This is a genomic window from Bariatricus massiliensis, assembly GCF_900086725.1.
GTDB lineage: Bacteria > Bacillota > Clostridia > Lachnospirales > Lachnospiraceae > Allocoprococcus > Allocoprococcus massiliensis.
Genome location: NZ_LT574838.1, coordinates 205,189 through 230,788 on the forward strand (window position 1 = coordinate 205,189; position 25,600 = coordinate 230,788).

General features: G+C 44.1%; 20 protein-coding genes. 15 read left to right on the forward strand and 5 right to left on the reverse strand.

The annotated features are described in order from the left end of the window. Window positions 1–590: 590 nt before the first annotated feature. The 9 genes from BN6465_RS12690 to BN6465_RS12730 all read left to right on the forward strand — a co-directional run bounded on the left by BN6465_RS12690 (window position 591) and on the right by BN6465_RS12730 (window position 7,603). A complete protein-coding gene (locus tag BN6465_RS12690; RefSeq protein WP_066735844.1) occupies window positions 591–1,028 on the forward strand; it encodes a hypothetical protein in 438 nt (145 codons plus the stop codon). Next, window positions 1,028–3,796: an RNA dependent RNA polymerase gene (locus tag BN6465_RS12695; protein ID WP_066735845.1), complete on the forward strand. Its 2,769-nt coding sequence runs from the start codon at window positions 1,028–1,030 to the stop codon at window positions 3,794–3,796. Before BN6465_RS12690 ends, BN6465_RS12695 begins: the two co-directional genes overlap by 1 nt. 94 nt (window positions 3,797–3,890) lie before the next feature. Beyond that, window positions 3,891–4,196 carry a hypothetical protein gene (locus tag BN6465_RS12700; protein WP_066735846.1) on the forward strand — a complete coding sequence of 102 codons (306 nt, stop codon included), beginning with the start codon at window positions 3,891–3,893 and terminating at the stop codon, window positions 4,194–4,196. After that, a complete protein-coding gene (locus BN6465_RS12705) occupies window positions 4,187–4,483 on the forward strand; it encodes a phage holin family protein (RefSeq protein WP_066735848.1) in 297 nt (98 codons plus the stop codon). Before BN6465_RS12700 ends, BN6465_RS12705 begins: the two co-directional genes overlap by 10 nt. Next, window positions 4,467–4,997 carry a hypothetical protein gene (locus BN6465_RS12710; RefSeq protein ID WP_066735849.1) on the forward strand — a complete coding sequence of 177 codons (531 nt, stop codon included), beginning with the start codon at window positions 4,467–4,469 and terminating at the stop codon, window positions 4,995–4,997. Before BN6465_RS12705 ends, BN6465_RS12710 begins: the two co-directional genes overlap by 17 nt. Window positions 4,998–5,001: 4 nt before the next feature. Further along, entirely contained in the window at window positions 5,002–5,796 is a 795-nt protein-coding gene (locus BN6465_RS12715; RefSeq protein ID WP_066735854.1) for a hypothetical protein, read from the forward strand. Window positions 5,797–5,882: 86 nt separating this feature from the next. After that, a complete protein-coding gene (locus BN6465_RS12720; protein WP_066735856.1) occupies window positions 5,883–6,608 on the forward strand; it encodes a hypothetical protein in 726 nt (241 codons plus the stop codon). A 178-nt stretch (window positions 6,609–6,786) separates the two neighbouring features. Next, window positions 6,787–7,005: a hypothetical protein gene (locus tag BN6465_RS12725; RefSeq protein WP_066735858.1), complete on the forward strand. Its 219-nt coding sequence runs from the start codon at window positions 6,787–6,789 to the stop codon at window positions 7,003–7,005. Between the two features lie 22 nt (window positions 7,006–7,027). Then, window positions 7,028–7,603 carry a hypothetical protein gene (locus tag BN6465_RS12730; RefSeq protein ID WP_066735860.1) on the forward strand — a complete coding sequence of 192 codons (576 nt, stop codon included), beginning with the start codon at window positions 7,028–7,030 and terminating at the stop codon, window positions 7,601–7,603. A 292-nt stretch (window positions 7,604–7,895) separates the two neighbouring features. Here BN6465_RS12730 and BN6465_RS12735 read toward each other — a convergent pair whose 3' ends face one another. Continuing rightward, window positions 7,896–8,381 (reverse strand): hypothetical protein, encoded by a 486-nt coding sequence (locus BN6465_RS12735; protein ID WP_066735862.1) that lies wholly within the window; start codon window positions 8,379–8,381, stop codon window positions 7,896–7,898. Between the two features lie 384 nt (window positions 8,382–8,765). Between BN6465_RS12735 and BN6465_RS12740 the strand changes: the two genes are divergently transcribed. Next, window positions 8,766–9,467 (forward strand): hypothetical protein, encoded by a 702-nt coding sequence (locus BN6465_RS12740; protein WP_066735864.1) that lies wholly within the window; start codon window positions 8,766–8,768, stop codon window positions 9,465–9,467. 536 nt (window positions 9,468–10,003) lie between these two features. Here the strand turns inward: BN6465_RS12740 and BN6465_RS21235 are convergent. Together BN6465_RS21235 and BN6465_RS12750 are read right to left on the reverse strand one after the other, a co-directional pair. Next, window positions 10,004–10,510, reverse strand: a complete 507-nt coding sequence (locus tag BN6465_RS21235; RefSeq protein ID WP_066735866.1) for a PaaD-like zinc ribbon domain-containing protein — start codon at window positions 10,508–10,510, stop codon at window positions 10,004–10,006. Window positions 10,511–11,074: 564 nt separating this feature from the next. Beyond that, window positions 11,075–11,665 (reverse strand): PaaD-like zinc ribbon domain-containing protein, encoded by a 591-nt coding sequence (locus tag BN6465_RS12750; RefSeq protein ID WP_066735868.1) that lies wholly within the window; start codon window positions 11,663–11,665, stop codon window positions 11,075–11,077. 1,043 nt (window positions 11,666–12,708) lie between these two features. Between BN6465_RS12750 and BN6465_RS12755 the strand changes: the two genes are divergently transcribed. Beyond that, window positions 12,709–13,380, forward strand: a complete 672-nt coding sequence (locus BN6465_RS12755; protein ID WP_066735870.1) for a hypothetical protein — start codon at window positions 12,709–12,711, stop codon at window positions 13,378–13,380. Window positions 13,381–13,914: 534 nt separating this feature from the next. Here the strand turns inward: BN6465_RS12755 and BN6465_RS12760 are convergent. Further along, complete coding sequence (locus BN6465_RS12760) at window positions 13,915–14,277, reverse strand: hypothetical protein (RefSeq protein WP_066735872.1); 363 nt, start codon at window positions 14,275–14,277, stop codon at window positions 13,915–13,917. 95 nt (window positions 14,278–14,372) lie between these two features. On the opposite strand from BN6465_RS12760, the gene BN6465_RS12765 reads away from it, so the two are divergent. Then, the gene (locus tag BN6465_RS12765; protein WP_066735874.1) at window positions 14,373–15,728 is read left to right on the forward strand and encodes a hypothetical protein; all 1,356 of its coding nucleotides are present in this window, start codon (window positions 14,373–14,375) and stop codon (window positions 15,726–15,728) included. A gap of 99 nt (window positions 15,729–15,827) precedes the next feature. Then, window positions 15,828–16,529: a hypothetical protein gene (locus tag BN6465_RS12770; RefSeq protein WP_066735876.1), complete on the forward strand. Its 702-nt coding sequence runs from the start codon at window positions 15,828–15,830 to the stop codon at window positions 16,527–16,529. A 550-nt stretch (window positions 16,530–17,079) separates the two neighbouring features. Here BN6465_RS12770 and BN6465_RS12775 read toward each other — a convergent pair. Beyond that, window positions 17,080–17,523, reverse strand: coding sequence for a hypothetical protein (locus BN6465_RS12775; protein WP_066735877.1), 444 nt, complete (start codon window positions 17,521–17,523; stop codon window positions 17,080–17,082). 227 nt (window positions 17,524–17,750) lie between these two features. Between BN6465_RS12775 and BN6465_RS12780 the strand changes: the two genes are divergently transcribed. Beyond that, the gene (locus BN6465_RS12780; protein WP_199882841.1) at window positions 17,751–23,699 is read left to right on the forward strand and encodes an Ig-like domain-containing protein; all 5,949 of its coding nucleotides are present in this window, start codon (window positions 17,751–17,753) and stop codon (window positions 23,697–23,699) included. A gap of 799 nt (window positions 23,700–24,498) precedes the next feature. Beyond that, window positions 24,499–25,599, forward strand: coding sequence for a phage tail domain-containing protein (locus BN6465_RS12790; protein WP_066735881.1), 1,101 nt, complete (start codon window positions 24,499–24,501; stop codon window positions 25,597–25,599). Window position 25,600: the final 1 nt, after the last annotated feature.

The following is a 25,600-nucleotide window of genomic DNA, read 5'->3' on the forward strand; positions in this document are numbered from 1 at the left end:
CTCTTTCGATTAGCGCCGGAAACTTTCCCGGACTACTTTCCAGAACTGGTATTTACTCAGTAGTTTGTTTCTACTCTCTGTATATGAGCACGGATAACGGGGCTTATATATGGGCTTGGCCCGATGTTCCCGGCCGGTTAACTCCTAACCGGCAATACACTACGGAGCTCATGGCGCATGCTATGCTGGGCCTTTCGCTTTCCTTTGTGTCAAAATGCGGGATTATCGTGTCGAAAATTGACTTTTTCTCGATTTTCTGATAAGCTATGATTGCTAGCTATAGCTGTCCGGATTCAATCCGGGCATCCCACAGAGGACAGGAACTGCCATTCCTGTTCTCTTTTTTTATCTGTATATCTGATTCTCATTATAGAACGTGTGTTCGGATTTGTAAAGTAGTAAATGTGTACAAATTATTTTTCCAAATTTTGGTATTTTCTATCAATAAACGTCATTTTCACATTTTATTATTGACTTTATATTCTAGCAGTGCTAGGATTCATCTCAAGACTTTTAACGTCATTTTCATATTTTGCGAAAGACGTTCTATCACTGTGGGTTTTCCCACTGTACATGAAAGGAGATATTATATGACAACGTTTACACATCCAATTACAGACCGGCGCGCCGGAAGGCCGCAGCTCCACTGGACTAATCGGGACTGGCAAGCCTATTTTGAACAGCTGAGACAAGCAGTCCCACCCATATCAGACCCTAAAGTACGGCGCCTGCCAATCACGCACCTCCATCTAAAGTCCGGGGAGGAATATCATGGGGAGACCGCTTACCAAAGTTACTGCAGCTTTATTAATGATGTGCTTACCACCATACGAAGGGGCGGGACAGACTACTGCTACTTTATCTACCAAATCGCAGATCTCCTGCAGTTCGAACCAGAACTTTGTACCAAACTGTGCTGCGAAGACCGGCTTTGTCCCTATTTTGAAGTCTGGCTCGAACAGGAGGCCGCACACTCCCCTCTCACAGATAGGGGCACGATTCCCTCAAACGAAAGGACGGTGAAATAATGAGCCTTGATTCACAAATCTTCATGTACTCCGTAGACACGGGACACTTTTACAGCCGCCGGGAGGCTTACCTGCACCGGATGAACTGCCGCTACCGCTCGGAAAAAAACTATCTGAGCAGCCGCATTGCCTTTTTCGATGACGTCATGCAGGAATACGGCTATACTTCCAAAGATTTGAATGATATTAAGAACGGCAGGTTTGCGGAAATGGCGCATTACATACCCGGGACTTCCGGCCTGCTGCACGAATATTTCTACTGGCACAGCCGTATCAGGCACAAACGCAAAAAAGCCGCAGAATCTAAGGCCGCGCTACTCCGCCTTCTTAAGAACAAGGCGGAGCAGAACGAAAAGACCGGGGGCCGGGACCATACCCGGAGCGTGCGGGAGGAAGAACTGAGGGACACAAATATCATCTCTGTCTTTGAGTCTTCCCTCACCCGGATGCTAGGCATTCAGGAAGAAGAATTGAGCGACGCCCTTCTTGTCGTACAGATATACTATTTTGACGTATTTAAGGATATTTCCTTCCACGGTTTCCTCTTCCGGGGTGAAAAGTACCGCTACTACACCTCATCGGCAGGACAGATAAGGAAAAAGAAGGCCGTCTTTATCAAAGAGGCGCTATGGGAGCAGTTTGAAAAGACAATCATGTGCGGCCTTACACTGGAGCGCATCAACGCAAAGGGCGGCAACAATGTCAACAAGCATCTGGCCTATATGGCTCTCACGAACTCCGCCACAGACCTTTGGGAAGACTTCGATATCCAGCGCAGCATCGTAGTGGAAGACTTTGAGACCTCGGTGGGCGGCACGGTTGACTTTATAGACGAGACCGACTACTCTGTCACTCGTCAGTACATGGATATCCCCATTCCCCATACAGACGGGGCAGGCATGGTACTTCCCTCCCTGCTCCCCCGCAACGCCATGTTCCGCGCCCCGTGGATCAAAGGACTCCTTGGGGTCTTCGATTTCCGTCGCTACCTCCGGGAAACGGATTGCCCGCCTATCGTGCGGGATATCTATGGTCAGGAGCACGATATTCTTGCAGAGGATATCCAGATTATTTTCACGAAAAGTCAGTTTAAGATGTACAAATACTATCAGTCGTGGGACGAATACAAAGCTTACTATGAAAAATACCACTGCACCGCAGGGTTGTGCAATGTGGAGGAGCCCCGCATCAAAAACGCCCGTATCAACTATCAAATGCTGCAGACGCTGACCGACGTCAGTGAATCTGAGATATTGGAGCTTGCCTCCCCCTCCATCCGGCGTATCACCGGAATTTGTTCCTCCGAGGAATGTATGATGGAGGCGTTGGGCATCACCCCTTATAACATGCACCCCACTCCTTTTCAGGAGGCGGTGAAGCTCTATCCCGCTCTGTTAAATGATACTTATACGAAAGACATGCTGCGTGATATCAAGAACAGCCTGTTGAAGAAGTACCGCAGTGGAAAGCTGGAGATTTTGGGAAAATACACCTTCGTACTCCCCGATTTCTACGCCGCATGTGAGTACTGGTTCGGAGGACGAGAACGCCCCATGGGCCTGCTGAAAGAGGGAGAAGTGTACTGCCGGTTATTTCCCCGGCATGAGAAACTGGACTGTCTCAGAAGTCCTCATCTTTATAAAGAGCATGCTGTCCGCCGCAATATGGCCTGCCCTGCCTCCCATGCCGGGCAGGAGCTCCGCCGGGAAGAGATGGAAACTTGGTTCCTCACCGATGCCGTCTACACCAGCACCCAAGACCTAATCAGCAAGATTCTCATGTTCGACTGTGACGGGGACAAGCTTCTGCTGGTGGCGGAGCCTCAGTTCGTTTCCATCGCCCAGCGCAATATGAAGGATATCGTCCCGCTTTATTATCATATGAAAAAAGCAAAACCCCAGCAGTTGAGCGCACAGACCATCTACCAAGGGCTGAACACCGCTTTTATCCACAGCAACATCGGCGTGTACAGCAACCACATTTCCAAGATATGGAACAGCGATGTCTTCTTGAGCGGAACTGAGGAGGAGCGGCGGGAGGCAGTAAACTGTGTCAAGCTGCTCTGCTGTGAAAATAACTTTGTCATCGACTCTGCCAAAACGCTTTACATGCCAAAGCGGCCGGACTGGTTCGCCCCTGTAGTCTCCCAGTTCACCCGCCAGAAGCTCCCGGCCTTCTTCTGTTTCGCGAAAGACAAGACGCCGGAGCAGATCGCCCCCCGCAACAGAAGCTTTGTCAACCGGCTCTATGACCTCATACCCAATCCCCCTCTGCGGGCCGCCTCTTTAAAGTTAGCCCCTCTGGACTACAGGAAACTGATGGCAGACCCGAATATCCGCTGCCCCCGGGAAGTTTCTGATTTATATCAGAAATTAAACCCGGTCTACCGCTATAAGATTAATATGAAAGAGGAATATGCAGATAACCTGCACTACGTAGCCTGTGAAATCCGTGGCCAGTTCTTACGTCTTGGCTATTCAGAGGAGACTTTGGCCGATATGCTTGTCTCCTATACTTATGGAAATGAAAAACGATGCAAGGAGCTTCTCTGGTTCTGCTTCGGCCGTGTCATCGCCGCAAACCTGAAACATAATATAGAAACTCCCAAAACGAAATACATCCGCTGTTCGGACTGCGGAGAATGGGTCGAGGTACCCTCCTCCTCCCGAAGCCCCCGCTGCCCACGCTGCCGGGAAGCCGCAACGCTCACAAAATACAGCCGCTACAACAGCAAGCGAAAACAGTTACCACCGGTTCGGGCCAGATAAAAGCGTCCACTAAAAATGGATGACTCATCCGCCCTGCCAATCAAATCACCCACAAACTATGGACTTTACAATGTTTTAATATGGAGGATACGTAATGATTATTACCCAAGAACAGCTTATCCGTGAAATTGCAGAAACCGAAAATATCAACCTCGCCGACCTGCGGCGCATATTCGCCGGGCTGGAAGGACTGATCTTCCGCTACCTGTCCATGGCCTCCCCCTCTGAATCAGTGACCGTGAAGCCCCTGAAGGGATTGTCCGTGGAGTGTAAATACGTTCCCGAGCGCCATCTCCACACCTATCAGGAGCTTCACTGCCGGGAGCGTATATGGGCAAAACCCAAAATCACGCGATACTATAACAGAAAGCTGAATGAAGGAGGATTCTCATGGACATAAGCTTTTTAAACGCTTACTTTATTCCACTTGTCATGGCTGCCTGTCTGGTCATTGGATACTGTATCAAGCATATCTCCTGGCTATACCGCATCAGCAATGAATACATTCCGGCCATCCTCGCCCTGTGCGGCGCCCTTCTGGCAGTCGCCGACGCGGGCAGCGCCTCTCTTGAAATCATAATAAAAGGCGCCGTGACAGGACTTGCTTCCACCGGACTGTACGAAGCATTTTCTCAACTAATCAACAAACACAGTGAAAGGAAAGACTGCGATGAAACAAAAAAATGAACTCCCCTTAAGTGAACCGGGGGCTTACAAAGACCTGCTGCGCCGTCTCCTGTTCGAGGATGAGCTGGTGCGCCAACTGGTAATGCCCTCCGGCGGCACCCCCGACTCCCAGACCGAAGAGGTATGGCTTACACGACACTGTCTGGATGTCCCGTATCTGGACGAGCAGATAACCGATGAACGCTCTCTCCTCTTAATAGAGTGCCTCCCCCTCACTTCCGGGGAAATCCGCAGCTATTCCATCACGGTCACCGTATGCTGCCACAGAAATCTTATCAATCTCTCCGCAGAAAAACGGGCCGGCTATCACACCCAATACGGTCTCACCGGCAATCTGGCAGACATGATTGTCATGGCAGTGAATCAGGCGCTCTCAAAAGACAGTACTTCCCGTAGCTTCGGTATCGGCAAACTAAGGCCGGCCTCAGAAAAACCTGTCGTCTCATTCATACCAAACACCCAGTTTTATGGAAAAACATTGACCTTTGAAGTATTTGAAATGAGAAGAAGGTGAGGCCATGCAGCTAGGATATTTTGATCTGATAACACCGGAGCTTCTTCCTGTCCCCGGAGTCGGGAGCTTAAAACCTCCCACTCTCCGGGATATCTCCCGGCTCACGTATCCCGTCTACGAGACCTATCTGGCATTTCTGAACATGTCTCCTGCCCGCTACTGCACCGAGGTCAATCCCCGGTTCCAAGACTGGTATGAAGCCCTACCTCCAGAACAGGCGGGGCTTTTGTCTATGTATGACATCGCAGTGAGCAACGAGGAGCTGGCGAAACTCTTCACTTCTATTTTCCAATTCTTTTTTGCGGAGCTGGTGCTGTACGATAAGGAAAGCGACGCCTTTCTGCTCTTTCCGAGGACTAACGTTCCACAGGAGGAGGCCGCTCCTGCCCCCTGCGGCAGAATCACCAAAGGGGTCTATTCACAGGTCGCCGCCCTCATCCTGAAATTGAACCACATCGATTCCAAAGAGCCCGTGGACTTGTCCAAGGTAAAGAGCGAAAAGGGCAGGAAAATTTATCAGCGTATCCAGAAATTAAAAGAAGCACATGCCAATAGCGTCAAGAAGAACGACGATTTAGAAATCGGCAATATTATTTCCGCGGTATGTACCAGACATCACAGTATCAATTATACCAATGTCTGGGACTTAACTGTCTATCAGCTCTGGGATACCTTCCACCGGCTGCAGGCCGAGAACGCCTACGAAATCAACAAGACTATGGTTTCCGTGTGGGGCGATAAGGAGAAAAAATTCGACTTTAATTCTTGGTTCAAGAACATTACGAAACCATCCAACTGATAAAACGGCTGCTTACAAGCGCCTTTTTATATGCCGGTCCCAGCCGGCGCAACTAACAATATCACATTTATAAGGAGGAACACATTATGGGATTAAACACAACAATGGCTAACAGAGAGGTCTGCGATTTGATTTTCGTCGACTACACAACGAAGAAACCGTTTCTGAACCTTGATTTTGCCAACACAACTTCCACAGAGCTTACAGGGGAAACGATGTTCGCTTACGGTGGAAAAGGCCATCCGAAGAAAGTATCATTTGCCGGAGAAAAGGGCGGTACTTTGACAATCGAAACACAGATGCAGTCCGTCAAATTATGGCAGATGATTACAGGTGGAGACGCAAGCCAGAGCGCAAAATATGTGACAAGAGAAGTCCTTCCGGTAGCAGATAAAAAGGTGACTCTCTCAGGCACACCGGCAGCCGGAGCTGTTGTCAACGTATATGCGGCTGACGACGACTGCGGAAAAGAAATTGCAGCTACAGTTGCCGACAAAGAAGTGACTATCACAGGCGAAGTAGGCAATGAAGTCATCGTATACTATGTAAAAGAAGTGACAAGCGGCGTAGAAAGAATCAACATCAAATCTACAAGCTTCCCGAAAGCTTTCACTGTATACGGCGATACGTTCATGAAGTCTGCCGAGGATGATATCCTTCCATACAGAATGATCGCTTACAAATGCGTACCACAGGCTGCTATGACACTGAGCTTCTCCAACAACGCAGACCCGGCTACAATCACAATCACTTGCGATTTGATGGCCGACAAGGAAGACAACATCCTTGATCTGATTCTCGAAACAGAATAATACAGAAACCCACAGATGTTATCTTCTGTAAGGTTACATTGTGAATTGTTAATTTATGTCCTCCGCCCCGGCAGATGTATCTTAGACCTGCCGGGGCAATTTCCAAGGGATGTATGGACTTTCACAATTTGAAAGTCTGTATATCCCTATTTTTTTACGATATGAGGTAATAACCATTATGAAATTCAAATCTTTAGACGACGTGAAAAAGACATACGGAGAGAAAAATCTCATCTGTATTGTCAATATACGCCAAATACTGCAGTACGCCAAACTATCTGTCCAGCCAAAATGGATAGATGAAGGCTACGACGGCAAGCTGATTGCTTATTATTTCGTCCCCGAAACAAAACTGGCTTGGCAGTATTGGCTGGAAAACAATCCGAAATTCAAATAACTAGTAATTGGAGGAATCGATTATGATAAAAACAAATCCCGTACTGAAAGACTCTATTAATCTGGTAGACAAAGTTAAGATGACTACTGAGCTGGCTGACTCTTATTTTATGAGAGATGAGACTACCGGAGAGTCGAAATACACTCCATATTTTGCAGACGTCAATACTATCGCCGCATTTTTCTTGTACTGTGTGGACGGTTTAGAATTTGAGCCACAGCGAAATGAAGACGGCTCTTTCAAAGAAGACGAGAACGGACAGCCGGTTATGGAATCCGTCTATGATGCCGTCATCAATGATGAGGAGTTATTCCCGCTCTACAAGGATATCGTCGAGGCCGCACAGGAGGAAGACAGAGCACGCTACGAAGCTTACAGCCATAAGACTCTTCTGACACAGTTCCTGTCCGTACTGACCGATGCCGCCGATATGGTGGAGTTCCGCAAGCAGCAACTCCTGCATCAGAAAAGAGATTCTGTGGATGAGTTCTTTGAAGCCTTGACGGAGGCCGTGAAAAGCGTGGACTTCAGCAAGCTGGATCTGTCTAAGCTCACTGAGCAGATGGGAAGTCCGACAAATGAGATTGAACCGGTTTAATATGAAAAACCGATTGCTATAAAGGCAGGGCTGGTCAGACAGCCCTGTGATACGCTTGAGATACAGATAATTCTAGCTTTTAACTCGAATTATAGGATTTGGAGGTCTGGCGTTCTCGCTGTTGGTAAAATCTCGCGGTGCTGGCTGTTAGCATATAGTTCGAGGGTAATGATTCACGGCAGATTTGTATTTGCTGGTCAGCAATAACGCTATTGTCTCGTTGTTGCTTATGTTTGTTAGCGAGAGAAATAAAGCCAGACAAAGTCTGACCTTACCTTTTATTATTAACTGATTAAAAGTCTGAATCACAGTTGTTGCAGTGCCACTGGAGCCCTCCATATGTGGATTTCCAGCCTCCCTCCCAATAGCCTAACTTTTTGACATTGGTGGAACCACAATATTTACAGCGAACTATTTTTCGCTCCCATGATTCTTTATTATGTTGCTGGTATTGTTTTATTGCCTCATCATAATTTGGTGGTATCTGATTATTATAAAACTCAATAACTGAAGCAAAGAGACCTGCTGCTAATGGTTCTAATCCCAACTTATCACATAACATTCTGGTTGCCAACACAAACTCATTATTATTCAATAATGTTTCTACCTCTGAAAGATTATATTCTACTCCTTGATATCTACAAATGCCCTTTTTTTCTATAACGTCCTCTGAATTAGCATGTTCTTTTATTACATTAATTAAGCAACCGCATGACGGACATTTTTCAGCATATTCAGAAACCATTGTACCACACTCAAAACATTTTATTAACCCCATGAGCACCTCCATATATAAAAGAATAATTATTATATATGTTAACACATATAGTCACTCAAATCCATAGGCAAAGCTTCCAGTTTCGCTTATCGTAATCTAGTGAATTATCTTTCCGACCTTAGCACCCAATCAGAAGCCCCAATATTATTAAAATGAAAAATCTCCTGTAGACAACATGATTACCTACATTTCTCATGTTATGTACAGAGTATTTTTACTCTACCTACAACTACTCATAGAAAGGACTGATACTATTGATTGTGCAAAATTTAAACTTGTCACTTACTACCAGACAGGAATATTCTCCAAGGCCACAATTCTCCTTGAGATTATTCCCACACCCTCCCACCGAGGGATTCTTTATCAATCCGAAAGGAGGATATCATGGATAAAAATAATCTATCCGTCCAAGCCTCACTTGACACCTCAAAGCTCAAGAAGGACTTGGAAAAATTCGAAGGTAAAATTAAGCTAAATACAGATACTAAAAGTTTGAAAAAGCAGTTAGAAGCCACGCTGAAGGGGATGACCGTAAAACCTTCTCTTGATACCAGCCAAATAGAAAAGCAACTGAACAAATTCAATGGGGTTCTTAAAGTAAACGCAGATACGAACACCCTTACACAGCAACTTGAAAGCGCTATTTCAAACGCTTCCCAAAATGCAACCGCCAACATCCACTGCAGCTTATCCGGTATGGATACCGTTATGGCACAGCTTAAAAATGCTGCCACTTCCAACCATGATATAAAGCTGAATGTCTCCGCAGATACATCCGGACTCCAACAGTATACTTCTCAGTTGGAAAAATTGGCTCAGTTGAGTTCTCAGATTCAGTTGCCAAAAATTAATACAACAGCAATGCAGATAGAAGCGTCACTCCCTAAAGCAAGCAGCACCATACCTTCTAGTGTCGCTGCCCCGGCATCTTCTATAAAGGAAGCTAACACTGAAAGCAGAAGCTTCTTAGACACATTGAATCAAATCACAACAATTGCTAACACGCCTCTCACATGGTTTTCAGATAGAGGTATCATAAAAGGCTATGATGGAATGTTAAAAGGCCTATCAAAGAACCTTGATTGACCCGGAAAACATAGGGTTACACAATTATCTGCCCGCCTATAGCAGGTGAAAGTGAGTCTACTTCATGATAAGGAAACAGCAAAAATGGTGCTGTCTACAAGTCATGTTAATATGTGGGTTCTATAAATATACACAGAGGAGTATCGGAGGTATAGCAAATGCCTCTTTGCTGGAACGGAAAGTAGTCCGGAACCAAAACGGAATCGGTGACGATATACGGCGATGGTTTGAAAATTCAGACTACAAATCTAAACTATCATAAGTTTAAAGTGTCCCAATCAGCAGTACACGTTCTGACTCATGTGAGTTGAAGAATATACTGGTAGAACAGAGTAAGCTTCTTTGCAGAACGGATATCCAGAGACTACCCATCCTCACAGTCGATGAGACCTTACATCATCAGCTGTTAACGTATAGTCCAAGTGTGACGTCACATGACGGATTAATATTTGCTCGTCAGCAACAGGGCCTCTCTCACATTGTTGCTTACGTTTGTCGGTTTGAGAGATTATTATATATGTTTGAAGTATCTAATTTCATTCTATGACATCAAATCGGGAATGACAGCTTTTACAATACCAATATTTTTGAAAGGTAGCACATGGATGAGGCAGGAATTGTCTTTTTTCTACATAAGTAGAGCCACAGTATGGACAATGTACTTTCTTTGCTTCTTTGATTGAACCACAATATTTGCAACGTAAACTTTCTCTTTCTTTTTTTGCTCTAAGTGCCTCTAACATATGCTCATGACATTCACAATAATTATCAGGTATTTCATTATGATTAAATTCAATTACATCTACAAAATCACATGCTTCTCCTCCTGATAATTTACACTCGTGAAGCAAAAATTTATATATTGTATCTTCCTTTATCATAGCTTGAATTTCTTCTTTACTACATAATACACCATTGATATTACAATATCCTTCTACTACCTCTTTTTTCTTAGCTAATGATACCGGGCACCCACAATTAGGACAATGCTCTGCATATTCAGAAACCTCTTTTCCACATTCAGGACATTTTAATAAACTCATTCACTACCTCCTTACCCAATAATAAATAAAACGATAATTATTTATGTTATAATTATATCACATAGTCGCTAAAAAGTGTATGTGATTCTACTTCATGATAAGGAAACAGCAAAAATGGTGCTGTCCACAAGTCATGTTAATATGTGGGTTCTATAAATATACACAGAGGAGTATCGGAGGTATAGCAAATGCCTCTTTGCTGGAACGGAAAGTAGTCTGGAACCAAAACGGAATCGGTGACGATAAACGGTAACGGTTTGAAAATTCAGCCTGCAAACCCGAATCACAGGATTCGGAAAGTCCCAATCAGCAGTACACGTTCTAACCCTATTGGGTTGAAGTATATACTGTTAAAACAGAGTAAGCTTCTTTACAGAACGAATACCCAGAGACTCCCCATCCTCACAGTCCATAAGACCTTACATTATCGGCTGTTAACGTATAGTTCAAGTGCGACGTCACATGACGGATTAATATTTGCTCGTCAGCAACAGGGCCTCTCTCACATTGTTGCTTATGTTTGTCGGTTTGAGAGATTATTATATATGTTTGAAGTATCTAATTTCATTCTATGACATCAAATCGGGAATGACAGCTTTTACAATACCAATATTTTTGAAAGGTAGCACATGGATGAGGCAAGAATTGTCTTTTTTCTACATAAGTAGAGCCACAGTATGGACAATGGATTCTATTTTCTCTACTTTTTTTCCACTCGCTAACTTGCTTTGCTACTTCATCAATAGTCATTCCGTTAAATACTCTAGGTGGCATCTCACCTTTCTCTATATTAAGACAAATTTTAGAACAATCAGCACATCCTGTCAGTACCTGAAGACTTTTTGATATTTGTGCTGATTCTTGCCAAGTCAAATTCTTTTGGGAAAGGCCAATAATATAAGGTGTCAAATTATACTCTTTGCCATTAATTTTGCATAGATTTTCCTCTTTATACCAGTCTTTTTCTATTTTGGAACCGCAAAAATGACAAACATCATCTTGAAGGAAAATCTTTTCATTACAATATTTGCAGATTGAGATAACTCCTTCTTCTTTTACATCTACCTTTTTCAAAAGTGGATAACCACAATGTATACATATTTTTGCCTGATCAGATATTTTGCCACCGCATTCAGGACAGACAATCAATGTCATAATACTCCCTCCATTCTTTTACGATAATATATCTTAGAACGATAACCATGATATAGTATAACACACTTGCAACTTAAAGATATCGGTAATTACAGCGATTTTATTGATATGTTTTCAAACTTTAGCAATTTAGACAATACTTCTATTAGTTCATTGGCGAGCACACTTTGCCTCACAACTTGAAGGCATTACACAAGCAACGGCAGAGCTTGGTACATCTGGTGCTAAAGGCGTATCCGGCATTGGTGCTGCTTTTTAAGGAATCGGCACTATCATCAAAGCGCATCCTATCGCTACAATAGGAGCAGTTGCCGTAACTGGAATTACGTTGGCTTACAATAATTACAAACAAAATTTGATTAATGAAGCAACCAAAGGTACCTCTGCATGGGAAGCTAAAAATTCAACCCTTGATGCACAAAAGCAGAAATATATTGAGTTAAAAGAGCTTTTGGATTCCGGTGTTTTGGACGAAAATTGTTCTTCATGATGACGGCACCGGTATATATACTATCCATTTTGAAGGAGATGCCTCTCAAGCTCAAGAAGCCATCAAATCATTTATGCTTGATACTAATGAACTTCTGACCAAATATAAGGATGATGAAAACGCCTATTGAAGGACTCCTATCATCATCTAAAAAAGTCTGTACGGAAAATGAAGAGATACTAGGCAACTATGTTGATAATTACAAAGAATTTCTTATGATGACTATGATTGCTGAAGGCGATTCCTCAAAAATTGATGAAGCAACAACTGCCCTTGAAAATGCCCAAGAAACAAAATGTTTACGACTATCTATGTATATACAGAAAAAATACCCTGTAGACAACATGATTACCTTCATTTCTCATGTTATGTACAGAGTATTTTTACTCTACCTACAACTACTCATAGAAAGGACTGATACTATTGATTGTGCAAAATTTGACCCAATCACTTACTACCAGATTGGAATATTATTCAAAGTCACATCGACTCTTGAGATTATTCCTACACCCTCCCACCGAGGGATTCTTTATCAATCCGAAAGGAGGATATCATGGATAAAAATAATCTATCCGTCCAAGCCTCACTTGACACTTCAAAGCTCAAGAAGGACTTGGAAAAATTCGAAGGTGAAATTAAGCTAAATGCAGATACGAAAAGTCTGAAAAAGCAGTTAGAAGCCACGCTGAAAGGGATGACCGTCAAACCTTCTCTTGATACCAGCCAGATAGAAAAGCAACTGAACAAATTTAATGGGGTTCTTAAAGTTAACGCAGATACGAACACCCTTAGACAGCAACTTGAAAGCACTATTTCAAACGTTTCCCAAAATGCAACCGCTAACATCCACTGCAGCTTATCCGGTATGGATACCGTTATGGCACAGCTCAGAAACGCTGCCGCTTCCAATCATGATATAAAGCTGAATGTCTCCGCAGATACATCCGGACTCCAACAGTACACTTCTCAGTTGGAAAAATTGGTTCAGTTGAGTTCTCAGATTCAGTTTCCATCAGTCAATTCAGTAACAATGCAAACAGGTGCAGGCATTCCTAACGCAAATACTTCTTTTGTCTCTAATACAGCTACTGGCTTTAAGGAATCCACTACTGAAGGAAACAAGCTTTTCAATACCATTTCCAAACTAGGATCCGTGACATCACTTTTAACAACTTCATTTAATATGCCTAGTGCATTCAAAAACTTTACAAAGAGCCTTGATTAACCCCAAAACCATAGGGTTACACGAACATCTGCCCGCCTATGGCAGGTTGAAGTGAGTCTACTTCATGATAAGGAAACAGCAAAAATGGTGCTGTCCCCAAGTCATGTTAATATGTGGGTTCTATAAATATACACAGAGGAGTATCGGAGGTATAGCAAATGCCTCTTTGCTGGAACGGAAAGTAGTCTGAAACCAAAACGGAATCGGTGACGATATACGGCAACGGTTTGAAAATTCAGATTGCAAACCTGAATCACAAAATTCGGAAAGTCCCAATCAGCAGTACACGTTCTGACTCATTCAGAGTTGAAGAATATACTGGTACAACAGAGTAAGCTTCTTTACAGAACGGATATTCAGAGACTACCCATCCTCACAGTCCATAAGACCTTACATTATCGGCTGTTAACGTATAGTCCAAGTGTGACGTCACATGACGGATTAATATTTGCTCGTCAGTAGCAACGCCTCTCTCACGTTGTTGCTTACGTTTATCGGTTTGAGAGATTATATTTTATAACTATCTATTCATAATTACTTATCAAATTCATAATGACATCTATTACAATACCAATATTCCCGTCTAATATACGGGAGCGGAGCATATACCATTTCTTCAACATTAATAGAACCGCAACGTGGACAATGAACCAGACAACTTTTTCTCTGTGAAACTTCAAAATCACGTTGTTCCAATATTGCATCATAATTTGCTGGAATTCCTTTTTCAAAAACTAATTCCGCAAACATATATGCATCAATAGGTTTTAGTCCATACTTATGCATCATTGTTCTTATGATGTCTCCTTTTCTGCCCGAATCTATCATTTCCTGAATTTCAGCCAGATTTTCAACTCTTCCTTTGATAATACAATATCCATGATTTTTTCCTGCCATAAAATCACCCTCCATCTTAAATTTATATATTTTATTATATCATTTTATCAATATATTGTACACGAAAGAAAGATAACTTTCCTGTATATGAACATTTGTCACTCAACTTTACCAACAAATTGTCCCCTTTAACTACACAATTAAAGGAGTTTTCATCTATTACAGATTTACTCGATACAGATAAAGGACAAGACATTTATAAAACTTTTTCAGAAATAACTAAAGGAAATTCCGTATCTCAAACAGCCGAGTCTCTCTCAAAACTGAACATAAATCCAAGTTTTTCTGAAGAACTATTAACAGCCGGGATAGAAAGTAAAAACTTATCCGGTACACTGGATGATGTTTCTAAATCAATGGAGAACTTCCAATCAAAAAGCTCTTCTGCTTTAGGCGGATTGGGTACTCTGGTAGCAAGTCATCCTATTGCCACTATAGGTACAGCAGCAGTCGCCGCTATAGGTATTGCTTACAGTGCTTATAAAAATTACAAACAGAATATGATTAATGAAGCAACCGAAGGCGCCTCTGCATGGGAAGCTCAAAATTCAACCCTTGAAGCACAAAAACAGAAATATATAGAACTGAAAAAACTCCTTGATTCTGGCGTTTTAGACGAAAGTGGAACCTATGATGTTAAGATGCAGATTCTGGATATTCAAAATCAAATTGTTGGTGCATATGGAGATGCGGCATCAGAGCTTGATTTGGTTAATGGACAACTTTCAAATCAACTTTCACTTTTAGGTGACATTTCACAAACTGAAGCACGCAAAAATTTGGTCCATAACCGAAAAGCTTATAAAGATGCTGAAAAGGAAATGACTACTGAACGTGAATATCAGCTAGGGCATCTTGGACTGGATCCTCAGGCCGGTGGTGTTACTAAAGATATTTATTCCATAGCTGAAAAGCACGAAAAGGATGGTATTGCCCTTCGTGATGACGGCACCGGTGTATATACTATCCATTTTGAAGGAGATGCCTCTCAAGCTCAAGAAGCCATCGAATCATTTATGCTTGATACTGATGAACTTCTGACCAAATATAAGGATGATGAAAACGCCACTAGTTTTATTGAAGGAATTCTATCTTCATCTGAAAAAGCTTATAGGGAAAATGAAGAGATACTAGACAATTATGCTGATAATTACAAAGAATTTCTTAAGATGACTATGATTGCTGAAGGCAATGGTGAAAATTCTCCCGCCACCATTTATGGTAACTTTGCTCAAGCTGTAGACCAATATAATGAAGCTATAGCCGAAGGTGATTCCTCAAAAATTGATGAAGCAACAACTGCCCTTGAAAATGCCCAAGAAACAAAATGTTTACGACTATCTATGTATATACAGAAAAAATACCCTGTAGACAACATGATTAGCTTCATTTTCTCATGTTATGTACAGAGTATTTTTACTCTACCTACCATTATTCTCAGAAAGGACTGATACTATTGACTGTTTGAACTCCAAAACCACATCGCTCCACACAATTACCTCAACGCCCTCTAGCCGAGGGACTCTTCATCAATCCGAAAGGGGGATATTATGGATAAAAATAATTTATCTGTCCAAGCTTCTCTTGATACCTCACAACTCAAGAAAGACTTGGAAAAATTCAAAGGTGAAATCAAGCTAAATACAAATACCAAAAATCTGAAAAAGCAAGTAACAACCGCGCTTAAAGATATTACCGTACAGCCCTCTCTTGATACTTCTCAAATCAAAAAAGATTTGAAAAATTTCAATGGAGAAGTCCGGTTGAACGCAGATACGAAAAATCTTTCAAAGCAACTGGAAACAACAATAGCAAATGCTTCCCAAAATGCAACTGCCAACATCCACTGTGGCTTATCCGGTATGGATACCGTTATGGCACAGCTCAGAAACGCTACCGCTTCCAACCATGATATAAAGCTGAATGTCTCCGCAGATACATCCAGACTCCAACAGTACACTTCTCAGTTGGAAAAATTGGCTCAATTGAGTTCTCAGATTCAGTTGCCAAAAATTAATACAACAGCAATGCAGATAGAAGCGTCACTCCCTAAAGCAAGCAGCACCATACCTTCTAGTGTCGCTGCCCCGGCATCTTCTATAAAGGAGGCTAACACTGAAAGCAGAAGCTTCTTAGATACATTGAATCAAATTATATCTGTCGCAAATACACCATTATCATTAGTTGGACCCGGCGGTATAACTGAGCGCTATCAAAATTGGGGCAAAAACATATTAGAGAACCTTGATTAACCTAAAAACCATAGGGTTGCACAACAATCTGCCCGCCTATAGCAGATAAAGTGAGTCTACTTCATGATAAGGAAACAACAAAAATGGTGCTGTCTACAAGTCATGTTAATATGTGGGTTCTATAAATATACACAGAGGAGTATCGGAGGTATAGCAAATGCCTCTTTGCTGGAACGGAAAGTAGTCTGGAACCAAAACGGAATCGGTGACGATATACGGCAATGGTTTGAAAATTCAGCCTGCAAACCCGAATCACAGGATTCGGAAAGTCCCAATCAGCAGTACACGTTCTGACTCTTTTAAAGTTGAAGTATATACTGTTAAAACAGAGTAAGCTTCTTTACAGAACGGATATTCAGAGACTACCCATCCTCACAGTCGATGAGACCTTACATCATCGGCTGTTAACGTATAGTCCAAGTGTGACGTCACATGACGGATTAATATTTGCTCGTCAGCAACAAGGCTTCTCTCACGTTGTTGCTTACGTTTGTCGGTCTGAGAGAAATAAGGTCAGGCACAGCCCGACCTTATACTAGCAATAATGTAGTTAAAAGTCTGAACCACAGTTGTTACAATGCCACTGGTTGCCCAAATTGTAAAAATTATTTCTAAGCTTTTTAACATTGGTGGAACCACAATATTTACAATGAACTCTTTTGGCTTCCTGTGCAGCCATATCCTCTAATGTTTGACCATTATACTTTTCAGGTATTTTCTTTGTTTTCATTATTTGATTGCACAAACCCATTGAGGCCGCTAACCCTGTTTTTTGTCTAATCTTATCATTTATCACCTTCATTTTAGATATTGTCATATCAGGATCTGTTAATAGCGGAAGAAACTCCGATAAATCATACGGATGACCATTAATTAGACATGTATTTTCTCCATTTCTGGGAATTGATAATTCTGTCGGACATCCACATTTTATACATTTTTCACTCTTATCGCTAATTTCATAACCACATTCAATACATTTAATCAATGCCATATTAATTTCTCCTTATCATATATTAAATTAGTAGAATAGCAACTACTATTTAGTATAACACACTGTCTCTTAAAACAACAGGTAGTTTAGTTAATATAGCAAAATCATTTGAAGGTCTATCAGATATAAATGATTATAAAATTTTTGACCTAATTGAAAAGGTAGATAGTTTAGATAGTTTAGATGAAGTGAAAAAACTGTTTAACATGTCAAGTGTTTCGCCTGATGTGGCAGAAGCAACATTAAATTTGTCAAGGTTTGAAGAAAAAAGTGATGATATTACTGCTATAGTAAATTCACTTAAAGAACAAGGTGAAGGGCTTGGAAGCTTTTTTACAGGTATCGGAGCTACTATTGCCCCCATTCTTCCGGCTATCACTGCCATAGGTGCCGGACTTGCCGTATTTAAACTTTGGGACTACTCCCAACACGGCTTCACACGTGCTTCAGAAGAAGCGCAGGCAGCCGCCTCCGACTACGAAAATGCAAAAAATGTCTTAGGCTCTCTTAACTCCCAATTAGAAACAACCCAGACTAGAATTGCCCAACTCAAAGCATTACAATCCGCCGGTACTATCACAATTGCAGAAGAAGCCGAATTAGAAAAACTTCAAAGAACTAATGCTGAACTTGAAGCACAAGCAAGTCTCCAAGAACGTTTAGTTGCACTAAAACAACAAGCATCCTCTCAAGCTGCTATCACAGCTTCAACAAAATCCCAATCCTATACCGAAGCCATGGAAGAAAAGCATGGCGGGTTCTTAGGAAAAATAATGGGATTCTTCGGTGGCTCTGAGGATGGAACTTATGTTAGTAAAACTGGCGATCTTAGGCAAGGGACTACTGCTGCAAGTGAATGGGCTGACCAGTATAATGGCGACACCACTGTTCAAGGACAAATTAAAGGCAATATTGAATCTCTCAAAACCTATGAAGAGGAGCTAGCAAAAGTTAAAAAGGATTTGGCAAAGGCTCCTAATGACGCAAACCTATTAAGCCAGCAAAATGATTTAACCGCCAAGATTGAAGACACCACTACCGTTCTCTCTGAACAGGCAAGTACCTTACAAGGTTGGATAGCACAGAGCACTGATGCAAACGGTGTCATACCTATGGATGTCAGACCTGATGTGGACAGCTGGACCTCTTCATTAAATGATATTTATAACATTGGTAAATCCGAATCTGAAGTCAGCAAGAATAATCTTGATACCTACTTCTCTTCTTTAGGCGGAGGTATCATAAAGGATTACCTCGAGAACATTGTAAAATCAGGGGGCAGCGCAAATGACGCTTTAGAGGAATTTACAAAAACCGGAATGAAACTCAAGGATATCAAAGTTTCAAAAGAAGGTTTCAAAGAATATTTTGATAATGTCGCCAAATCTGCGAAAGAGGCAAGCGAGGCTGTCAACACTGTTGACGGTTCTGTTGAAGGTGTGGCCGCAGCCTTCAAAACAGAAAATCAAGATTCCCAATGGAATAGCATGTCTAGCTATTTAGCACAAGCTAAGGAGCTGTATAAAAATGGTAAAATCGGAACCGATGATTTTAAAAGTGCTGCACAGTTCCTTTCACCCACCGATATCATTTCAGACGGAAATAACCCAGATGCATATGTTCAGGCATGGAATGCTGCGCAAGAAAAGCTAAAGAGATACTTTGATTCAGAAAATCCCATGAACAGTGCGAATAACTTTAAAGATGATTTAGCCGCACACGGTTTTGGTACTAAAAACGGCAATACCATGAACTGGACAGAAAAATTCAAGACCAGTGCTGATGCTGCCAAAGAATTAGGACTCAGTATTGAAGCTACTGAAGTACTGATGCATAATCTAGAGTCTTATGGAACTGAGTTTGGCGATATCATGTGGAGCGGCGAGAGCATCAAGGAATACAAATCTACCTTGGACGAAATCCAATCTCTTTATGACACTATGGATGAAGGCAGTTCTAAGGACCGATTAAAAGAATTGCTGAAAGGCTGGAATAAAGAATACGAGTTGGCCGAACAGGATATATCAAATCTAACCGAAGAACAGGTCATTAAAATCAAGTTTGAATATGAGATGGCTGAACTCCAATCAGAAATTGACAGGCTTCAAAGTTTAGTCGACCAAGGGGATAACTCCGCCCAAACTTATGCCGCACTGAATGCCGCAAAAGAGTCTTATCGTGATAAACGCGAGACGGAAACAGGCTACGATGAAGAGGACAGTGAAGGCTATAAACGAACATCCGAGAAGGTTGACACATTAAAATCTCAGTTAAGCTCCGTCACCGATAAGGATAAACGAACTGACATCGTACAAGAGATTTCTTCCCTCTTAGATTTACAAGGGGCCTTTCAGAACGCATTTTCAGATGGAACAGTAACTAATTGGGAGGAATTCTTAAACTCCGCTCAAGCTGAAGAAGTATTTGATGCTATTGAGCAGAAAACCGGACAAACAAAAGAACAATTGATGGAGGCATATGGGGAGCCGCAAAAAATTAAGTTTGAAGGCGAAGTTAATAATTTAAATGACATAAAAAATCAACTTGACTCAGTACCTACCGGAAGTACAATTACATATACTGCTCAAGTTGACGGTGCTGCCGCAACCATTAGTGCTATCAAAAATGAAGATGGCACTATTTCTTATTCAGCCAATATTGGCGGTGCATGGCAAACAGTTTATCCTATCACAAATACAGACGGTACTGTCACCTACACAGCTGAAACATCTAAAATTGATTCAGTAAATAATAGTACTAATGGAGGAACCCGTAGTGTTGAATATCAGGCCAATACATTTGGATTACCAACCTCCCTTCCACCAATAACCCGAACTGTCAATTACACATATTCCTCTACCGCAGAAGCCGCTACCGGCGGATTACACGGTTTTGTTTATCGTACTCCGTTTAATGGGACAGCTCATGCCTCTGGCGATTGGTCAATAAAGAGAAATGAAAACGCTTTAGTTGGCGAACTTGGGCAAGAAACTATTGTTCGTGGCGGAAAGTTTTTCACCGTTGGAGACAGAGGCGCTGAATTTGCTTCTCTTCGTAGAGGTGATATCGTCTTTAACCACAAACAAACAGAAGAACTCTTCAAAAATGGCCATGTAACTTCTGGCGGAGGACGTGCAAAAGTAGTCATGGGTTCCGCCCTAGCATCCGGCACGGCCTACGCTTCCGGCTCCAAGGATTCCTACCTCGACTCCCTCACCGACTACTTCGACTGGATCAAGATCCGCATGGATAAGCTCTCCGACGCCACCAAGCGGGCCATCGACTCCATCGACACCGCAGTCGGCCTTGCATCCAAGCAGTCCCAGAATACGGCGGCGCTCTCCCAGATTCAAAAGGAAATCTCCGAGAACCAGTCCGCCTACGACCGCTATCTCTCCCACGCCAACTGGTTTGCCGGGCAGAGCGGCCTAAGTTCCTCCTACCAGTCCCAGATTCAGAACGGCACCCTCGACATCTCCAAGCTGGACGACGACACCAAGAAAAAGGTGGACGAGTACAAGAAATGGTACGACCTCGCTCAGGACTGTCTGGACACCGTAAACGAACTGAGGGAAAAGGAAACCAAGCTGGCACAGGACCGTCTGGAATACATCGAAAAATACTACGATAAGCTCATCGACGCGTCCGACGCCATCAAAGATTTGAATGAGGCAAAGCTTGATTTTGCCGATGCCATGGGCTACTCACAGGTGAGCGAAGAAGTGCAGGCCCTCATCCGAGATTCCATGAACGAGGAGCTGAAGACCTACAACCACCTCTCCGAACAACTTGCCGCCTATCAGGCAGAATTCGACGCCCTCATGTCCAAGGGCTACATTAAGAAAGACTCCGATGCCTACTATGACGGACAGAAGCAGATAGTTGAGTTCAACAAGGCCATCCTCAAGTCCTCCACCGCCCTCGCCGAATTCGGCGACCAGCTCCGCACGGTAGAATACACCAAACTGGAGCACGTCATCGACAGCCTCTCCCGGGAGCTGAAGCGTCTGGAAAATATCGCCTCCCTCGACAAGGCAAAAGGAAAACCCGTGGCCGAAGAGCAGTATCAGGCACAGATTGACCAGAACAATGCCTCCATAGAGGCGAACTATGAACTTCGGAAAAAGAAGTTGGACGAGCAGAATTTCTACGACGTGGACTCTGAAAAATACCAGAAACTGGCCAAGGAAATCTCCGATTTAGATTCCGAAATCTTCAATCTCATGGAGGACAACGAAGACTTGAAGGAAAGCATCTGGGAGCTCCGTTTCACCGAACCTTTGGAAAATCTCATGGACGGCTACGACCGCACCATGAAGTCAGCCGACAGCCTGCGAAAGCTCATGGATGACGACACCTTCCTAGATGAGAACGGCGCGCTCACGGAAAATGGTCTGGCAAACCTCGCCCTGTTGATGCAATCCTACAATACAGCCAAACAGAAGGTTGCCGACTATCAGGCCGCTGTCCGCAAGCTGGACGAAGCCTATGCAAGCGGTATCCTCTCCCAGAAGCAGTATGACGAATCCTTAAACGACCTGCTCAAGGACATCCAAAGCTCTGTGGCCGATGTGGAAGACTATAAAGATGAAATCATCGACTTATACAAAGATCAGATTAAGGCCGAAGTAGACTACATGCAGGAGTACATCGACAAACGGCAGGAAATGCGCAAAAAGGAAGAAGACTACTATGAATTCTCCAAAAAGATGCGCACTAAAAATAAGGATGTCAACCAGCTAAAGGCTCAGATAGCCGCCCTTCAAGGCACCAACAACGCTTCCGCACAGGCTGAGTTAAAACGCCTGAATCAGGAGCTTGCTGAAAAACAGGAGGAGCTCGATGAGACAAGGCGTGACCACCGCAACGACATGATTGACGAAGGTTACGACTCCCTCTCAGACAAACTGGACGATACTCTTGACAAGACACTGCTGGAGATTACCAATAACGCCGAGAAACAGGAACAGGTCATCGCCGACATGCTCGGCAAAGTCTACCAGAACTACGAGACTACCTACGGTAAGATTAACCAGCTCATCCACAACACTGGTTTCATGGGAGACACAGGCTTCAACCAGAATCTTTCCGGCCTTGGCACCCAAGCCGGAGCCCAGTCGCAAGTACAGGCAGGAACCACTTCCCAGCCAAACACAAATGCATCCGGCACGGTGACGAATGTCAACACGGACTCCATCAACCCGAATCCGGGAAATGACCAGATACTGGAGGAAATCAGCAAAGCCCCCAACACAGAGAACCGTCTCGTCGCCGAACTGACCCTCACCCAAAGCAGCGTTTCTCTTATGGAAGGCAAGTCGGCCAATGTAGGCGCCCGGATCCGCCCCACCGACGCAGCCAACAAAACACTGCAATGGACTTCCTCCAACGAGCGTGTCGCCACAGTTTCAAGCGGCTCCATCCATGCCATCAAAGCGGGAAGCGCATCCATCACCTGCGCCACCACCGACGGCAGCGGTTTGACCGCCACAGTATCCGTCACAGTCACTGCCCCGCCGCCACCCACTCCACCCGCACCCAAACCGAATACATCAAACAACGGAAACTACGGCGGCATCCCATTTGTCTACAAATATGACTCCTACCCCAAGAACAGGCTGAGCGTCAATACCTCCATCGTAGACCGCCTCAAGTCCCACAACTTTGATTCTTCCTTTGGCGCAAGAGGCACCCTCTACAGCTACTGGTTCGGCGGAGGCTACATGGGAAGCGCGTCCCAGAACACAGCCCTCATCAACAAAATGCGCTCTGCCGGATACCGAAGCGGAACCAGATCCGTACCGGCCACAGGGAATGACTGGGTACACGAAGGCGAGATTATCATCCGGCCGTCTGACGGCGGCATCCTCTTCCCTCTCAAACACCGAGATGGAGTCATCCCCTCCGGTCTAAGCGAGAACCTCTGGAAACTGGCCGAAAACGCTCCCCGCATCCTAGGAGCCGGACTACTCGACACCACAACAATCACCCCCATATTAGCCCAGCAGAACCAGACCACCAACACCGCCTTCCACTTCGGCACCCTCCTCAACATAGAAGGAAACGCCGACGCCAATACCGTAGAACAACTAAAAGACGCCCTCCCCTCACTGGGCCAAGAACTAACCCAAATCGTCTCAAAAGAACTACATAAAGACTGGAAAAAACTACGCTAAGCCCACACAATAACCCAAATCATGAGACGTTAAACAGAACATAACAAAAACACTGCCCGTAGCTCTTAGGGTGCGAAATCAACGTTGCCATCAACATTGATTTCAGCACTCTCAGAACTACGTGGCCGGGATAAGTGAGGATAAACCATATCGCAGTGGCCTTCCCAGCCTCCACACACATCTCCACTAAGAACTACCGTCTTGAACAAAACAGAATTGCGGGGGATGTGGATAGGGGAGCCGAGGGGCGGCGGAGAGAGGGGCTGGGGGAATGCGAAGGTTGCGGCGACGTTAAGCGGAACGCAACGAATACACTGCCCGTAGTTCTTAGAGCGCGAAATCAATGTTGCCATCGACATTGATTTCAGCACTCTTAGAAATACGTGGCCGGGATGAGTGAGAGTGGACCGTGTCGCAGCGGCCCTCTCTTCCCAATCTCCACATACCACCCACAAGAACTACCGTCTTGAACAAACGAAATCCATAAGCATGAGAACTGACGGGATAGGAGGAGAGCTGGGAGGGGGCGCAAGAGGGGCGGCGTGGGAAAAGAAGGTTGCGGCGACGTTAAGCGGAACGTAACGAATACACTGCCCGTAGTTCTTAGAGCGCGAAATCAATGTTGCCATCGACATTGATTTCAGCACTCTTAGAAATACGTGGCCGGGATGAGTGAGAGTGGACCGTGTCGCAGCGGCCTTCTTTTCCCACGCCGCCCCTCTTGCGCCCCCTCCCAGCTCTCCTCCTATCCCGTCAGTTCTCATGTCTCAAAGTTTGTCTTAAAAAGAAAGGAGTACCAATGGCAAAAGAATGTAAAGATTTCACATTTCTAGGAAAAAGTCTCTCCGACCTTTCGGAGCCATATATTTCCGTTGATTTTGACAGTGAACGGGCAAGAGATTTTGCCCTCTCGCGCAGTATCGAATACGCTGACACTGTCTCTTCCCGCACAGAGCCTTCCATACGCAAAGCGGCTCTGGACGGTCATCTCACCTTCGAGATTCATCTCATCAAAGATCCGGACTGCTGCCTGACAGAGAATGACCGCATATTTACCGAAACACAGACCCGTGAGCTGGCCCGCTGGCTTACTTCCACCGACACCTCCCAGTTTCTCCGCTTCACCTACGAGAACGCAGAGGAATCAGACACCTGCCTCTTCTATGGACAGTTTACCGACATCCAGCCATTTCTCGCATCCGGTGAGCTGTACGGCCTGCGCCTCACGTTCGAGTGTGCCACCTGCTACGGCTACACCGATGAGATTGTGACCGATGTCCACTGTCAGGGCAGTACCCTCGTCTCGATTCTGAATCACAGTGACGACTTGAACCGCTGCCGTTATCCCAAGATACACTTGGAGCCTGAGCAGACAGGCCAAGCCTATCTTGTCAACCTGTCAGACTGCCATATTTACGAGGACGGTATGCTCCCAGATGCCTCAGGCAATGAGGCGCTTATGGAACTTCTCAAAGGAAAAGTCGAAGCCTACGCCCTGAATCACGGGCTGGAAGTCCATTACCGCCCTGACCCTCTGGGCGATACGAAAGTTGTCACGATTGGCAACAATACCGCCATTCAATTTTATTTTGCCGACAGCGACGGCTCCCTCGCCAAGTGTGCGGCATTTTACCGGGAAACCACACGCTCCTACTATATCATCGAAGGCGGCTTCCTCTGCCTGAACGTGAAAAAGAGCCTTCCTGTCCATATGGACTGCGAACATGTCACCCTCTTCGATGACATCGGAAGGATGATTACTTACGAAAGTATCGGCATGAACGATGTAGACTATTTCTATTGGCCCCGGCTTCTCAGCGGGGAAAATACCTACTTCCTCTATGCGCCGGACTGCCGTTTCACCTTCACTCACAGGGAGCTGAGAAAGGCGGGTGCATAAC

What these genes read in the sequence shown, in the direction of transcription:
- BN6465_RS12790 (WP_066735881.1), top strand. Translation starts at nt 24,499, where the DNA reads ATGGCAAAAGAATGTAAAGATTTCACATTTCTAGGAAAAAGTCTCTCC.
- BN6465_RS12705 (WP_066735848.1), top strand. Translation starts at nt 4,187, where the DNA reads ATGGACATAAGCTTTTTAAACGCTTACTTTATTCCACTTGTCATGGCT.
- BN6465_RS12770 (WP_066735876.1), top strand. Translation starts at nt 15,828, where the DNA reads ATGGATAAAAATAATTTATCTGTCCAAGCTTCTCTTGATACCTCACAA.
- BN6465_RS21235 (WP_066735866.1), bottom strand. Translation starts at nt 10,510, where the DNA reads ATGAGTTTATTAAAATGTCCTGAATGTGGAAAAGAGGTTTCTGAATAT.
- BN6465_RS12740 (WP_066735864.1), top strand. Translation starts at nt 8,766, where the DNA reads ATGGATAAAAATAATCTATCCGTCCAAGCCTCACTTGACACCTCAAAG.
- BN6465_RS12750 (WP_066735868.1), bottom strand. Translation starts at nt 11,665, where the DNA reads ATGACATTGATTGTCTGTCCTGAATGCGGTGGCAAAATATCTGATCAG.
- BN6465_RS12760 (WP_066735872.1), bottom strand. Translation starts at nt 14,277, where the DNA reads ATGGCAGGAAAAAATCATGGATATTGTATTATCAAAGGAAGAGTTGAA.
- BN6465_RS12695 (WP_066735845.1), top strand. Translation starts at nt 1,028, where the DNA reads ATGAGCCTTGATTCACAAATCTTCATGTACTCCGTAGACACGGGACAC.
- BN6465_RS12715 (WP_066735854.1), top strand. Translation starts at nt 5,002, where the DNA reads ATGCAGCTAGGATATTTTGATCTGATAACACCGGAGCTTCTTCCTGTC.
- BN6465_RS12730 (WP_066735860.1), top strand. Translation starts at nt 7,028, where the DNA reads ATGATAAAAACAAATCCCGTACTGAAAGACTCTATTAATCTGGTAGAC.
- BN6465_RS12710 (WP_066735849.1), top strand. Translation starts at nt 4,467, where the DNA reads ATGAAACAAAAAAATGAACTCCCCTTAAGTGAACCGGGGGCTTACAAA.
- BN6465_RS12735 (WP_066735862.1), bottom strand. Translation starts at nt 8,381, where the DNA reads ATGGGGTTAATAAAATGTTTTGAGTGTGGTACAATGGTTTCTGAATAT.
- BN6465_RS12720 (WP_066735856.1), top strand. Translation starts at nt 5,883, where the DNA reads ATGGGATTAAACACAACAATGGCTAACAGAGAGGTCTGCGATTTGATT.
- BN6465_RS12775 (WP_066735877.1), bottom strand. Translation starts at nt 17,523, where the DNA reads ATGGCATTGATTAAATGTATTGAATGTGGTTATGAAATTAGCGATAAG.
- BN6465_RS12690 (WP_066735844.1), top strand. Translation starts at nt 591, where the DNA reads ATGACAACGTTTACACATCCAATTACAGACCGGCGCGCCGGAAGGCCG.
- BN6465_RS12725 (WP_066735858.1), top strand. Translation starts at nt 6,787, where the DNA reads ATGAAATTCAAATCTTTAGACGACGTGAAAAAGACATACGGAGAGAAA.
- BN6465_RS12755 (WP_066735870.1), top strand. Translation starts at nt 12,709, where the DNA reads ATGGATAAAAATAATCTATCCGTCCAAGCCTCACTTGACACTTCAAAG.
- BN6465_RS12700 (WP_066735846.1), top strand. Translation starts at nt 3,891, where the DNA reads ATGATTATTACCCAAGAACAGCTTATCCGTGAAATTGCAGAAACCGAA.